The sequence below is a fragment of the Rubellimicrobium rubrum genome, assembly GCF_006152115.1.
GTDB classification, from domain to species: domain Bacteria; phylum Pseudomonadota; class Alphaproteobacteria; order Rhodobacterales; family Rhodobacteraceae; genus Rubellimicrobium; species Rubellimicrobium rubrum.
In genome coordinates, this window is the sequence record NZ_VDFU01000004.1 from 17,956 (window position 1) to 30,589 (window position 12,634).

Genomic DNA, 12,634 nt, shown 5'->3' on the forward strand with positions numbered 1-12,634 from the left:
ATGAGCCTGACCGAAGCCCCCGGCAGCCTGGGCTGCATCGGCTGCGTGACCGCCCCCGCCGCCCAGGGCGCGGGCGCGGCTGCCGCCGAGAACGAGATCGTGCTGGCCGTTCCCGGCGCGGACTGCGCGGCCTGCATCCCGCAACTCGAGGAGGGCCTCGCGGGGTTCCCCGGCGTGCGGGACGTGCGCGTGAACCTGTCCCTGCGCCGCCTTCGCGTGCGCCACGACGGGACCCTCGCGCCCGAGGACCTCATCCCCGAGGTGGCCAAGCTCGGCTACGAGGCGCTGCCCCTCGATCTCGTGGCGCTGTCGGGGACCGAGAACGACCGCATCGGGCGCGAGTTGGTGATGCGGCTGGGCGTGGCGTTCTTTGCCATGATGAACGTGATGCTGCTGTCCGTGGCCGTGTGGTCGGGCGCGGACGACGCCACGCGCGACATGTTCCACTTCATCTCGGGCGCGATCGCGATCCCGACGGTGCTGTTCTCGGGGCAGCCCTTCTTCCGCTCGGCCTGGGCGGGGGTGAGGCGCGGCCGGCTCGGGATGGATTTCCCGATTTCGCTGGCCCTGGTGCTGGCGTCCTCGATCTCGATTTACGAGTCCTTCAACGGCGGGCATCACGCGTATTTCGACGCGGCGGTGATGCTGACCTTCTTCCTGCTGGGCGGGCGCTACCTCGACCACATGACGCGGGCTGCCGCGCGGTCGGCCGCGCAGGAACTGGCCGCGCTGGAGGTGCCCCGCGCCATCCGGCTGACCGCCGATGGGCCGGAGACGGTGAACGTGGCGGACCTTGCGGTGGGCGACCTCATCTCCGTGCGCCCCGGCGCGCGGGTTCCGGCGGACGGCGTGGTGACAGACGGGGAGAGCGAGATCGACCGTTCGCTCCTGACCGGCGAATCGCTGCCGGCCCGCGCCGCCCAGGGCGACGCGGTCAGCGCGGGCGAGGTGAACCTTACCGGACCGCTTACCGTGCGCGTCACGGCGGCGGGCCGGGACTCCTCGCTCGCCCGCATGGCGGCGCTGGTCGCGGTGGCCGAAGAGGCGCGAAGCCGTTACACTTCGCTGGCCGATCGGGCGGCGCGGGCCTATTCGCCGCTCGTGCACACGCTGTCCTTCAGCGCCTTTGCCTGGTGGATGTGGAAGACGGGCGGCGACATGCGCTTTGCCATCAACATCTCGGCGGCCACGCTCATCATCACCTGCCCCTGCGCCCTCGGGCTGGCGGTTCCTGCGGTGGTCACGGCGGCATCGGGCAAGCTCTTCAAGAAGGGTCTCCTCATCAAGTCGGGAACGGCTCTGGAGCGGCTCGCGCAGGTGGACACAGTGGTCTTCGACAAGACCGGCACCCTGACCCTGGGCGCGCCCGAGCCCTTGGAGTTGGCCACCCACGACGCCTGCGACTTGCGGGTGGCGCTGGCGCTCGCGCAGGGGTCGTCGCACCCGCTGGCGCAGGCGCTCGCGAAGGGGGCGACCGCGCTGGGCGTCCGGCCCGCGCATGTGACGGATATCCGGGAGGTGCCGGGCCATGGGATCGAAGGGATCTGGCAGGACACGCGCGTCCGCTTGGGCCGTGCCGACTGGGTTGGGGCCCAGCCAGGCTGCGTTACCGCGACGACGCTGCGGATCGGCGGCCACGATCCGGTGACCTTTGCCTTTGCGGACTCGCTCCGGCCCGGGGCTGAGGCGCTGGTGGCGGCGCTAGCCCGGCAGGGGATGGACCTCCACCTCGTCTCGGGCGACGTGGCGGGCGCAGTCGAGGGGCTGGCTCAGCGGCTGGGCATCCCGTCCTGGACGGCGGGCGCCAAGCCTGAGGAAAAGGCCGCCTATGTCAAGGCGCTCGCGGCCCAGGGCCGTCGGGTCCTGATGGTGGGCGACGGGCTCAACGACACGGCGGCCTTGGCCGAGGCGCTGGTGTCGGTCTCGCCGGCCTCGGCGCTTGATGCCGCGCGGGCGGCGTCGGACATCGTGCTGATGGGACGGGACATCGCCCCGGTCGAGGACGCCCTCCGTATCGCGCGGCAATCGGTCCGCCGCATCCGCGAGAACTTCTGGCTGTCGGCGGGTTACAACGTCGTGTCGGTCCCGATCGCGCTGATTGGACTGGCCACCCCCCTGCTGGCGGCGCTGGCGATGTCCATCAGTTCCGTGACCGTGACGCTGAACGCGCTAAGGTTGAAGTGACATGGACGTCCTGATCTTTCTCGTGCCGGTTTCCCTTGGTCTGGGCCTTTTGGGTCTGGGGGCCTTTGTCTGGACGCTCCGGCACCGGCAATACGAGGACCCCAAGGGCGACGCCGCGCGCATCCTGTCGGATCGGTGGGACGACCACCCTGCCCCGGTCGAGGACCGTCCCCCCCGCAAGAAAGGCGACCATGCGGGGCCAATGTCGGGGGACCGGGGCTAGGCCGAACGGGGGCGTGCCTCTGGCATTCGATGCGGTCTTGTCTATCTTTCCTGCCAGGAGGATCCCCATGCCCAAGCTCATCCGCCTTTACATCGTCAGCATCCTCATCGGCTTTGGCCTGTCTGTGGCCTTCGTGGCGCTGCTCGTCGGGCTCGACGTGGCGGGCCTGCGGCATCTGGTGCTGGACACCGATGGGGGGTGGCTCGGCGGCGTGATGCTGGTGATGTTCAACGGCATCGTCTTTGCCGGGGCGCAATTCGGTATCGCCATCATGCGCCTGGGGTCGGACAACGACGAAGCGTCGGGCGGCGGGATGCAGCCGGCGCTGCGTCCGGTTCCGGTCGTGGTCCGCCGCGGCCCGCCGCGCCGCTGACGGCGGCGGACCGGGCCGCAGGTCGCCTCAGCGTCGGGTCACTCCAGCCCCATCACGAAATCGGCGCAGCGGCTGCCCAGCATGAGGGCGGGCGCCGTGGTGTTGCCCGCGTTGATGTTGGGGCAGGCGCTCATGTCGGCGACGCGAAGCCCTTCGATCCCCCTCACCCGCATCCGTGCATCCAGCACCGCCATCGGGTCACCATCCGCCCCCATCCGCGCGGTCGAGGCCGGGTGGTAGTTGGTCTTGACCATCTTGCGGCAATGGGCGGCCAGGCTCTCGTCATCGAGCCGGGCCGGATCGGGGAACTTGATCTCCCGGATGCGGCTCTTCAGCGGCTCGGCCCCGAAGGCCTGCAGAAAGAAGCGCTGGCCTTCGACCATCTGGCGCATGTCCTCGGGGTCCTTGAGGAGGTTGGGGGAGACGATCGGCTTGTCCGCCGGATTGGCCGAGCGAAGCTTGACCCAGCCGCGCGAGCGGGGCTTCACCACCACGGTCGTGATGGTCATGCCATGGGTGTTCTTCATCATCTTGAGAAGGTCGCGGTCCAGATACACGATCGGCACGCAGAAGGCCTGGATCGTGGGCTCGGCCGTGGGGTCCGACGGGTTGACGAAGGCCCCCGCCTCCACCCCCGCCGAGGTGATCACCCCGGTGCCGAAGATCTTGAAGTGGAGGCCGTGCTTGATCATGCGCCAGCCTTCGCCTTGCCCGTAATAGCCGTACTTGCCATTCGCGGTGGCGATGATCGGCACCTCCGGGTGGTCGACCAGGTTCTGGCCGACGCCGGGCGCATCCTGCAGCACGGGCAGGCCATGCTCGCGCAGATGGTCGGCGGGACCGACGCCCGACAGCATCAGGAGCTTGGGGGTAATGAGAGCGCCCGCCGCGAGGACGACCTCGCCACGCGCGTAGCTTTTCTGCTCCTGACCCGCCTTGTCGCGCCAGACCACGCCCACGGCGCGACCCTGCTCGATCAGGACGCGCTCGGCCCGTGCTTCCAGCTTGAGGGTCAGGCGCGGGTCCTTTTCCAGAGGCGCGATGAAGGCGTAGGCGGCCGAGGAGCGCTTGCCGTGCCGGTTCATGAACTGGTAGAAGCCGACCCCCCGCTGGGACGTGCCGTTGAAGTCGGGGTTGTAGGGCTCGCCCATGCCCTGCACCGCCTGCACGAACCAGCGCGAGATCTGGTCGATATGGCCGGGGTCCGACACCTGCAACGGCCCATCGACGTTGTGGAAGTCGTCGTACAGGCGGTTGTTGTCCTCCATCCGGCGCATGTGGCGGAGAACGGCGGACCACGACCAGTCCGCGCCGTCGTTGTTGCCCCGCAGGACGTCGTTCCACTCCTCGTAGTCCGACGGGCGGCCGCGCATGTAGACCTGCGCGTTCACGCTCGTGCCGCCGCCCAGCACGTTGCCCTGCGGGATGTCGTGGGCGCGGCCGCCCAGGTGATCCTGCGGCGGCGTCGTGTGGTAATGCATGAACTTGCTGCCGTTGATCATCTTGAAGATGCCCGGCGGCATGTCGAGCAGCGGGTGGCGGTGCGAGTAGCCCCCTTCGAGCAGCAGCACCCGGTGCCCGCCCGGGTTCACCAGCCGCGCGGCGGCGACGCAGCCTGCCGCGCCCCCGCCCACGACGATGTAGTCGTATTCGTCACGTGCCATGATCGGTCTTTCCTGCGGGCCCGTCAGGGGCCTTCGAATGTGCCTCGGACGTACTCCCAGGCGGCGTTGAGATGGGACGCGAGCGCCGCCTCGGCGGCATCGGGGTCGCGGTCCTGGATGGCCGCGAAGATGTCGCGATGCCGAAGGAAGTTCACGCGGTTGCGCTCGGGCGACCGGGGCATCTTCACCCAATGCTCGGCCAGCCAGGCGGTGAAGGCCCGATGCACCGCCGGAAGGATCGGGTTGCGCGGCACGTCGTAGAGAACCGCATGGAAGGCCACGTCGGTGGCATAGAACAACTCGCTGTTGTCGATCGCCGCCTCGTTCGCCGCCAGCGCGCGGGCGAGTGCGGCGATGTCGTCCTTGCGGGCCTGAAGGGCGGCATGCCGGACAAGGGCCCCTTCCAGCAGGATGCGCGTGTCGTAAAGGTTCTTGACCCCTACCGAGTCGCGCAGCAGGTGCCCCACGACCCCCCCGGCGGCGGCCAGCGCCGCGTCCACGCCGGGACGGCGCACGACGGGCCGGTAGCGGGGGCGGCTTTCGAGGAGGCCCTTGCTGGCCAGTCGGGCCACGGCCTCTCGCACGACGGTGCGGCTCACCCCGTAGGTGTCTATCAAATCCCGCTCGGGCGGCAGATGGGCGCCGTCGGCCAGCGATCCCGACACGATGCGGGCCTCGATCTCCCGGACTACCGCATCGGCTGCCCGTAGTCCGGTGCGCAAGGCGAAGGTTTCGTCTGTCATGCAGGCCAGCCCCACAAAGTCTGGTATGACTATACTCATGCAAGGTTCCGACGCAAACACAAGTTGTAGCGCTGGACAGCTCAGCTAGTTCTCGCCTTTCCGTTTATCTGCGTGATTCACCTCTTGACCTGGAGACGAGTTTGCGCCCTCATGGCGCAAATTTGGTCATACCAAAGGCGATGCACTCGTGCTTGATGATCTCCGCTCCATGCTTTCCGAGGCGCGGCCCTTCGAGGCCCGCATGTTCATCGACGGCGAATGGCGCGATCCCGCGGGGCTGTCCGTGGATCAGGTCGAGGATCCGGCCACTGGCCGCATGATCGCGACGACCCCCGCCGGAACCCGCGCCCATGCCGAAGAGGCCTTGGCCGCCGCACGCACCGCGCAACCCGCTTGGGCCAGGATTCCCGCCGTGGAGCGGGCCCGGGCCGTGCTGGCCCTGGCCGACGCCGTTCATGCCGAGACCGAGACCTTGGCGCGCATCGTCGTGGCCGAACAAGGCAAGCCCATCGGGCAGGCCCGCGGCGAGATCGGGGCGACCGAGACGTTCCTGCGCTATGCCGCCGAATGGGCACGGCGGATCGAAGGGGAGATCCTCCCCTCGGATGCGGAGAACGAGGAGATCTGGATCCGTCGCCTGCCCCATGGGGTCGTGGCGGGGCTCACGGCCTGGAATTACCCCTCGGCGCTCGCGACCCGCAAGCTCGGGCCCGCGCTGGTGGCGGGGAACACCTTCGTCCTCAAGGCGCACGAGTTCACGCCGTTGTCGGGCCTCGCGCTTGCCGCGTTGGCCGAGCGGGTCGGGCTGCCCAGGGGCGTGTTCAACGTCGTGACCGGCGACGGGCGCAACGTGGGCGCCGCGCTCGTCGAGGGCGCCGACATGACCACCATGACGGGGTCCACCCGGGCGGGACGCGAGATCTACGCGACCGGCGCCAAGGGCATCAAGAACCTGCGGCTGGAACTGGGCGGCAAGGCCCCCTTCATCGTCATGGAGGATGCGGACCTGACCCGTGCGGTGGACGCCGCCGTCGCTGCCCGGTTCACCAACTGCGGCCAGATCTGCACCTGCAACGAGCGGATGTACCTCCATGAGGCCATCGCGGACGAGTTCCTGGCGCGTTTCGTCGAGAAGTCGAAGGCGCTGAGCATCGGCCCCGGCATGGACGACCCGGACCTCGGGCCCAAGATCTCGGGCGGCGAGGTGGAAAAGGTCGAGGCGATGACCCTGGCCTCCATCGAGGCGGGGGCCGAGGTGCTGCTGCGTGGCGGGCCGCTGACGGAGGGCCGTTTCGAGCACGGGCATTTCATGGCGCCGACGGTGCTGGAGGTGCGGTCGAACGACGTGCCGGTGATGAAGGACGAGGTCTTTGGCCCCGTCGTCGCCGCCAAGCGCGTTGGCTCCTACGAGGAAGCCTTGGGTTACGCCAACGATTCGGCCTACGGGCTCTCGGCCTATGTCTGGTCGGCGAATCTGCGCCGCGTGTTCCAGGCGGCCGAGGGGCTCCACTTCGGCGAGATCTACTGCAACCGCACCAACGGTGAGCTGGTGCAGGGCTTCCACACCGGCTGGGGCCTGTCGGGCCTGGGTGGCGAGGACGGCAAATGGGGCTTCGACGGATATCTCCGCAAGAAGACCATGTACGTGAACTGGGCCTGACAACGGGCCCGAGAGGAATGCCGCCGGAGAAGGCGGCGCATTTTGGGAGGAATGCCATGAAGAGACGTTTCCTGCTTGGGGCCTCGGCGCTGGTTGCCGCGCTGGCCGTGACCGGCGTGGCGCAGGCGCAAGGCCTGCCGCCGCTGGAGCAGAAGGACAGCTATACCGTCGGCTTCGCCCAAAGCGAGTCCAACAACCCCTGGCGGATCGCCGAGACCAAGTCCTTCCAGGACACCGCCGAAAGCTGCGGCTGGAACCTGATCGTCACCGACGCGGGCGGCTCGGCCGCCAAGCAGGTCGCGGACGTGGATTCGATGATCGCGCAGGGTATCGACGTGCTGTTCCTGCCGCCCCGCGAGGAAAGCCCGCTGATCCCCGCCGTGATGCGCGCCCAGGCCGCCGGCATCCCCACCTTCCTGGTGGACCGTTCGGTGGATGAGGCCGTGGCCCAGGCCGGCACGCACTATGTGGCCTTCCTTGGCTCCGACTTCGTGGACCAGGGCCGCCGCGCCGCCGAGTACATGATCGAGAACTTCGAGGGCGAGCAGGGCCTCATCATCCAGCTCGAAGGCACCACGGGCTCCTCGCCCGCCAACGACCGCAAGTCAGGCTTCGACGAGGCCATCGCCGGCAACGAGAAGTTCCAGATCCTCGAGTCCCGCACGGGCGACTTTGCCCGCGACGAGGGCCGCCGCGTGATGGAAACGTTGCTCCAGGCGCATCCCGAGGTGAACATCGTCTACGCCCACAACGACGAGATGGCGATCGGCGCGATCCAGGCGCTGGAAGCTGCCGGCCGCAAGCCCGGCGAGGACGTGTTCGTCTACTCGATCGACGGCACCCGCGACGCGCTGCAGGCGATCATCGACGGCAAGATGGAAGTCACCGTCGAGTCCTCGCCTTTCTTCGGCCCGCTCGCCTGCGAGACGATGAAGCGCTATGCCGCCGGCGAGACGATCGAGCCCTGGGTGAAGGTGGAGGACCGCATCTTCACCGCCGAGAACGCCGCCGAGCACATCGGCGAGGCCTACTGAGCCGCCGGGTCCCCGCGCCCGCGTGGGAACTTCCTTCCTTCAGGCGCCATCCTCGGGTGGCGCCTGATCGTCCTGAAAGGTCGCCCCGATGACCGAACCCCTCCTCCAGATGACCGGCATCCAGAAAGCCTTTGCGGGCATTCCGGCGTTGCGCGAGGCAAGCTTGCGCATCCTGCCGGGCGAGGTGCACGCCTTGGTCGGCCAGAACGGCGCGGGCAAATCGACCCTCATCAAGATCCTGACCGGTGTGTACCGCCGCGATGCGGGCGAGGTGCTGTGGCAGGGCCGCCCCGTGGACCTGAGGTCGCCGCGCGACGCGCAGGGCGTGGGCATCGCGACCATCTACCAGGAACTCACGCTGGTCCCGCAGCGGACCGTGACCGAGAACATCGTGCTGGGCTACGAGCCTCGCACCCGCTGGGGCGCCATCGACTGGCGCGCCGCCGACGCCCGCGCCCGCGAGGTGCTCTCCCGCTTCGGGATCGAGCTGGACCTGCACCGGGCGCTGGGCTCCTATCCCACCGCGATCCAGCAGCTCGTGGCCATCGGGCGCGCGGCCTCCATGGAGGCCAAGCTCCTCATTATGGACGAGCCGACATCCTCGCTTGATGAGCGCGAGGTGGAGACGTTGTTCGGCGTGATGCGCGCGCTCAAGGCGCGCGGAACCTCGATCCTTTATGTCAGCCACTTTCTCGACGAGCTGTTCGCGGTCTGCGATGGCGTCACCATCATGCGCGACGGCCGCACGGTGGGCGAGACGCGGATTGCGGACACCAGCAAGCTCGACCTTATCGCCGGAATGCTGGGCCGCGACCCGGACGAGATCCGGGCGGCGGGCCGCACGCAGCTTTCCACCGACCAGACGCATGCCGGCCCGGTGTTCCTTGAGGCCAAGGGCCTGTCCTCGGACCGCCGCCTGCGCAGGCTCGACCTCGAGGTGCGCGCCGGAGAGATCGTGGGCCTTGCCGGTCTTCTGGGCTCGGGCCGCACGGAGTCCGCACGCGCGATCTTCGGGATGGACAAGGTTACGGGCGGCACGCTGCGAGTCGGAGGGCGCGACGTGCGCCTGTCCTCCCCCCGGGACGCCATCGACGCGGGCATCGCCTTCCTGACCGAGGACCGCAAGGTCGAGGGGATCATCCCCGACCTGTCGGTGCGCGAGAACCTGACCCTCGCCCTCCTGCCCCGCCTGTCCAAGATGGGCATAGTGGACGAAGCGCGTGAACGGCAAATCGTGCAGGGCTTCATCAAGGCGCTGGGCATTCGCACCGCCGACATGGACCAGCCCATCCGGGAACTGTCCGGTGGCAACCAGCAGAAGGTGCTGCTCGGCCGCTGGCTGGCGCTGGAACCCAAGCTCCTCATCCTCGACGAGCCCACGCGCGGCGTGGACGTGGGCGCCAAGCTCGAGATCCAGTCGATCATCGCCAAGCACGTCGAACAGGGCTGCGCCGTGCTCCTCATCTCTTCGGAGTTCGAGGAGTTGATTGAGGGCGCGCACAACATCGTCGTGCTCCAGGAGGGGCGGTCGGTGCGGAAGCTGAACAACCCGGGCGTGACCGAGGCCTCGCTGATCCACGCCATCGCCGAGCCGCCGGACACCCCGCATGTGGAGGCCGCCGAATGAGTGAGCCAAGCAGCCTGACCGGGCGCGGCCTGGGCGGCGTGGGCGAAGCCCCCGCCCCGCGCCGGTCGCGCGTGAACCGCCGCTTCCTCGGCCTCGTGGTGGCGCTGGCGGCGCTGATCCTCCTCAACGTCCTGCTGACGCCGAACTTCCTCGCCGTGCAGACTCTCGCGGTGAACGTAAGCCAGGTGTCCACGGTCGCCATCGTGGCGCTGGGCATGACGCTCGTGATCGCGACCGGAGGCGTGGACCTGTCAGTCGGCGCGGTCATGGCCGTGTCCGGCGCGCTGGCCCCGCTCATCTTCGGGAGCGCCTGGGGCCTCGCCAATCCGGGCCTGGGTCTTCTGGCGGCGATCGTGCTGCCGCTGCTGGTCGCCATGTGCTGCGGGCTGTTCAACGGAACGCTCGTAAGCTTCCTGGGCGTCCAGCCCATCATCGCCACGCTGATCCTGTTCATCTCGGGCCGCGGCGTCGCGCAGGTGCTGACGAACGGCAACCTCCAGACCTTCTCGAACCCGAGCTTCACCTGGCTGGGCACGGGCCGCATCCTCGGCCTGCCGGTGCAAGGCTGGATCGCGATCCTCCTGACGTTGGTCGTGGCGCTGATCGTCCGGAAGACGATCTACGGCCGCTACCTGCTGTCCGTGGGCGGCAATGAGCGGGCGGCGGCGCTGGCAGGGACGCCCGTCGCCAAGGTCAAGATCGCGACCTATGCCATCGCCTCGACCTTTGCGGGCCTTGCCGGGCTGATCGACGTCGCCATCAACTCGGCGTCCGACGCCGCGCGCGTGGGCAACCTGATGGAACTCGACGCCATCGCCGCGGCCGTGGTGGGGGGCGCCGCGCTCTCGGGCGGTCGCGCGCCGATCCTCGGGACGCTCCTGGGCGCCATCTTCATCCAGCTCGTGGGCTATACGCTGATCGCGAACGGCGTGCCCGACGAGGCCACCTTCATCGTGACGGCCGCGATCATCGTCATCGCCGTCTATCTCCAGGACAGCCGGAGGCGCACATGACCACCGCCCCCCTCGATCTCAACCTTCGCCGCTACATGCGCCCGCTGGGCGGGGGCACGCACCTGACGGTCTGGGTGGCGCTCGCGCTCCTGATCCTGCTGGGATACCTGCGCTACGACAACTTCCTGTCGGCCTACAACATCAGCTCGTTCCTGGGGTACAACTCCATGTTCGTGCTGATCTCGGTGGGGATGTGCCTCGTCATCATGACGGGGGGCATCGACCTTTCGGTGGGGGCGGTCGCGGCGCTGGCCAGCGTGACCGCGGCGCTCCTGAGTCCCCTGGGCCTGCTCGTGGCATTGCCGGCGGGGATGCTGACGGGCCTCGTGGCGGGCGCGATCAACGCCGGGCTGATCGTCGGCCTGCGGCTGCCGCCGTTCATGGCGACGCTGGCCACCATGCTGGCGGCGCGGGGAACCTCGCTGGTGGTGTCGGACCGGCAGGCGGTGTCGGTGGACTGGAGCTCGGACTTCACCGCGCTCGGCATGAACAAGATCGCATCGATCCTGCCCTGGACCATCGTGGTGGCCATCCTTGTTGTGGTCGTGGCGTGGTACATCTTGGAGAAGACCTCGCTGGGCCGCACTGTCCTGGCGGTCGGCGGCAACGCCGAGGCCGCGCACCTCATGGGGCTCAAGACCTCGCGCGCGCTGATCTTCGTCTACCTGTTCTCGGGCGCCTGCGCGGGGCTCGCGGGGGTGTTCCTTGCCTCGGGCTATGGCGCGGGGCAGCCCCTGGAGGGGCAGGGCTGGGAACTGGCCGCCATCGCCGCCGTGGTCGTGGGGGGCACTCTCCTAACCGGGGGCATGGGGTCGGTTCCGGCGACGGTGGCCGGGGCGCTGCTGTTCGGCCTTGTCTTCAACCTCCTCAACTTCGAGAACGGGCTTGGGGTCATCTCGCTGTCGGCCTACTGGCAATCGGTGATCCGAGGGGCTTTCCTTCTTGTCGTCATCCTCCTGCAGGTGCGGTTGGCCCGTCCTGCCGCAGCCAAGGCCTGACCGTCCATGACCCGAACCATCGTCGACCTCCAGGCTCGCCTGTTCCGCGTCCCGCTGGACGAGGTCATGTCCGACGCCAAGCACGGTGACCACACGCATTTCGAACTCGTCACGGTGACGATCTGCGACTCCGAGGGGCTGGAAGGGACCGGCTACACCTATACCGGCGGCTTCGGCGGGCGGGCGATCCTGGCCATGGTCAACCACGACCTGCGTCCCTTCCTGCTGGGCAAGGACCCCTCGCAGATCGAGGCGCTTTATGACGGGATGCAGTGGCGGGTCCACTACGTCGCGCGGGGCGGCATCGCGAGCTTCGCCATCTCGGCCGTGGACATCGCGCTCTGGGACATCAGGGGCAGGGCCGAGGGGCAGCCGCTCTGGCGCATGGCCGGGGGCGCGTCGAACCGCTCCAAGGTGTATCGCGGCGCCATCGACCTGAACTTCCCCTATGAGAAGCTCATGGACAACGTGCGGGGCTACATCGCCGAAGGCTTCGAGGCGGTGAAGATCAAGGTCGGGCAACCCAATCTGGCCGACGACGTCCGTCGCGCCGAGGGCGTGCGCGAGATCCTGGGACCCGACCGCATCTTTGCCGTCGACGCGAACTACTCGCTGTCCGTGCCGCAGGCCATCGAGGCCGCGAATGCCTTCAAGCCGCTGAACCTCTTGTGGTTCGAGGAGCCGACGATCCCCGACGACTACCAGGGCTATGCCCGGATCGCGGATGCGACCGGCGTGCCGCTGGCGATGGGCGAGAACCTCCACACGATCCACGAGTTCGAATACGCCGTGGATCAGGCCAAGCTGTCCTTCCTGCAACCCGACGCCTCAAACTGCGGCGGGGTCACCGGCTTCCTGCGCGTCGCGCATTTGTGCGCCCAGCACGGCATCCCCGTCTGCTCGCACGGGATGCAGGAACTCCATGTGAGCCTTGTGGGCGCGCAGCCCAACGCGGGCTGGGTCGAGGTCCACAGCTTCCCCATCGATCGCTACACGACGCGCCCTCTCGTCCACGAAGGGCTGCACGCGGTCGCCCCCGACACCCCCGGAACCGGCGTCGTCTTTGCCTGGGAGCGTCTCGCGCCCTACGCCATCCACGCCTGACAGGAGAACAA

At 68.6% G+C, this 12,634-nt stretch carries 10 protein-coding genes and 1 pseudogene; 9 read left to right on the forward strand and 2 right to left on the reverse strand.

Translation table 11 applies throughout. The features are described from left to right. From FHG66_RS04740 to FHG66_RS04750, 3 genes and pseudogenes are all read left to right on the forward strand, one after another. Entirely contained in the window at positions 1–2,184 is a 2,184-nt protein-coding gene (locus FHG66_RS04740) for a heavy metal translocating P-type ATPase (protein ID WP_139075553.1), read from the forward strand. A 1-nt stretch (position 2,185) separates the two neighbouring features. After that, positions 2,186–2,341 (forward strand): annotated as a pseudogene (gene ccoS / locus FHG66_RS04745) (cbb3-type cytochrome oxidase assembly protein CcoS); the annotation flags it as partial. Between the two features lie 133 nt (positions 2,342–2,474). After that, the gene (locus FHG66_RS04750) at positions 2,475–2,780 is read left to right on the forward strand and encodes a hypothetical protein (protein WP_139075555.1); all 306 of its coding nucleotides are present in this window, start codon (positions 2,475–2,477) and stop codon (positions 2,778–2,780) included. A 38-nt stretch (positions 2,781–2,818) separates the two neighbouring features. Here FHG66_RS04750 and FHG66_RS04755 read toward each other — a convergent pair whose 3' ends face one another. Both FHG66_RS04755 and FHG66_RS04760 read right to left on the reverse strand, forming a co-directional pair. Further along, positions 2,819–4,444 (reverse strand): GMC family oxidoreductase, encoded by a 1,626-nt coding sequence (locus FHG66_RS04755; RefSeq protein ID WP_139075556.1) that lies wholly within the window; start codon positions 4,442–4,444, stop codon positions 2,819–2,821. 23 nt (positions 4,445–4,467) lie between these two features. Beyond that, the gene (locus FHG66_RS04760; RefSeq protein WP_246082463.1) at positions 4,468–5,226 is read right to left on the reverse strand and encodes an FCD domain-containing protein; all 759 of its coding nucleotides are present in this window, start codon (positions 5,224–5,226) and stop codon (positions 4,468–4,470) included. A 148-nt stretch (positions 5,227–5,374) separates the two neighbouring features. Here FHG66_RS04760 and FHG66_RS04765 point away from each other — a divergent pair, with 148 nt between their 5' ends. From FHG66_RS04765 to FHG66_RS04790, 6 genes are all read left to right on the forward strand, one after another. Next, positions 5,375–6,847 carry an aldehyde dehydrogenase family protein gene (locus FHG66_RS04765; protein ID WP_218013792.1) on the forward strand — a complete coding sequence of 491 codons (1,473 nt, stop codon included), beginning with the start codon at positions 5,375–5,377 and terminating at the stop codon, positions 6,845–6,847. Between the two features lie 56 nt (positions 6,848–6,903). After that, on the forward strand, positions 6,904–7,881 hold the full coding sequence (locus tag FHG66_RS04770) for an ABC transporter substrate-binding protein (RefSeq protein ID WP_139075557.1): 978 nt from the start codon (positions 6,904–6,906) through the stop codon (positions 7,879–7,881). Positions 7,882–7,969: 88 nt separating this feature from the next. Continuing rightward, positions 7,970–9,508: a sugar ABC transporter ATP-binding protein gene (locus FHG66_RS04775; protein WP_246082464.1), complete on the forward strand. Its 1,539-nt coding sequence runs from the start codon at positions 7,970–7,972 to the stop codon at positions 9,506–9,508. Continuing rightward, positions 9,505–10,521 carry an ABC transporter permease gene (locus FHG66_RS04780; RefSeq protein ID WP_139075558.1) on the forward strand — a complete coding sequence of 339 codons (1,017 nt, stop codon included), beginning with the start codon at positions 9,505–9,507 and terminating at the stop codon, positions 10,519–10,521. Before FHG66_RS04775 ends, FHG66_RS04780 begins: the two co-directional genes overlap by 4 nt. After that, positions 10,518–11,519 (forward strand): ABC transporter permease, encoded by a 1,002-nt coding sequence (locus FHG66_RS04785; protein ID WP_246082465.1) that lies wholly within the window; start codon positions 10,518–10,520, stop codon positions 11,517–11,519. The genes FHG66_RS04780 and FHG66_RS04785 overlap by 4 nt, the downstream gene beginning before the upstream one ends. 6 nt (positions 11,520–11,525) lie before the next feature. Then, on the forward strand, positions 11,526–12,623 hold the full coding sequence (locus FHG66_RS04790) for a mandelate racemase/muconate lactonizing enzyme family protein (protein ID WP_139075559.1): 1,098 nt from the start codon (positions 11,526–11,528) through the stop codon (positions 12,621–12,623). Positions 12,624–12,634: the final 11 nt, after the last annotated feature.

What these genes read in the sequence shown, in the direction of transcription:
- FHG66_RS04740 (WP_139075553.1), top strand. Translation starts at nt 1, where the DNA reads ATGAGCCTGACCGAAGCCCCCGGCAGCCTGGGCTGCATCGGCTGCGTG.
- FHG66_RS04750 (WP_139075555.1), top strand. Translation starts at nt 2,475, where the DNA reads ATGCCCAAGCTCATCCGCCTTTACATCGTCAGCATCCTCATCGGCTTT.
- FHG66_RS04755 (WP_139075556.1), bottom strand. Translation starts at nt 4,444, where the DNA reads ATGGCACGTGACGAATACGACTACATCGTCGTGGGCGGGGGCGCGGCA.
- FHG66_RS04760 (WP_246082463.1), bottom strand. Translation starts at nt 5,226, where the DNA reads ATGAGTATAGTCATACCAGACTTTGTGGGGCTGGCCTGCATGACAGAC.
- FHG66_RS04770 (WP_139075557.1), top strand. Translation starts at nt 6,904, where the DNA reads ATGAAGAGACGTTTCCTGCTTGGGGCCTCGGCGCTGGTTGCCGCGCTG.
- FHG66_RS04775 (WP_246082464.1), top strand. Translation starts at nt 7,970, where the DNA reads ATGACCGAACCCCTCCTCCAGATGACCGGCATCCAGAAAGCCTTTGCG.
- FHG66_RS04780 (WP_139075558.1), top strand. Translation starts at nt 9,505, where the DNA reads ATGAGTGAGCCAAGCAGCCTGACCGGGCGCGGCCTGGGCGGCGTGGGC.
- FHG66_RS04785 (WP_246082465.1), top strand. Translation starts at nt 10,518, where the DNA reads ATGACCACCGCCCCCCTCGATCTCAACCTTCGCCGCTACATGCGCCCG.
- FHG66_RS04790 (WP_139075559.1), top strand. Translation starts at nt 11,526, where the DNA reads ATGACCCGAACCATCGTCGACCTCCAGGCTCGCCTGTTCCGCGTCCCG.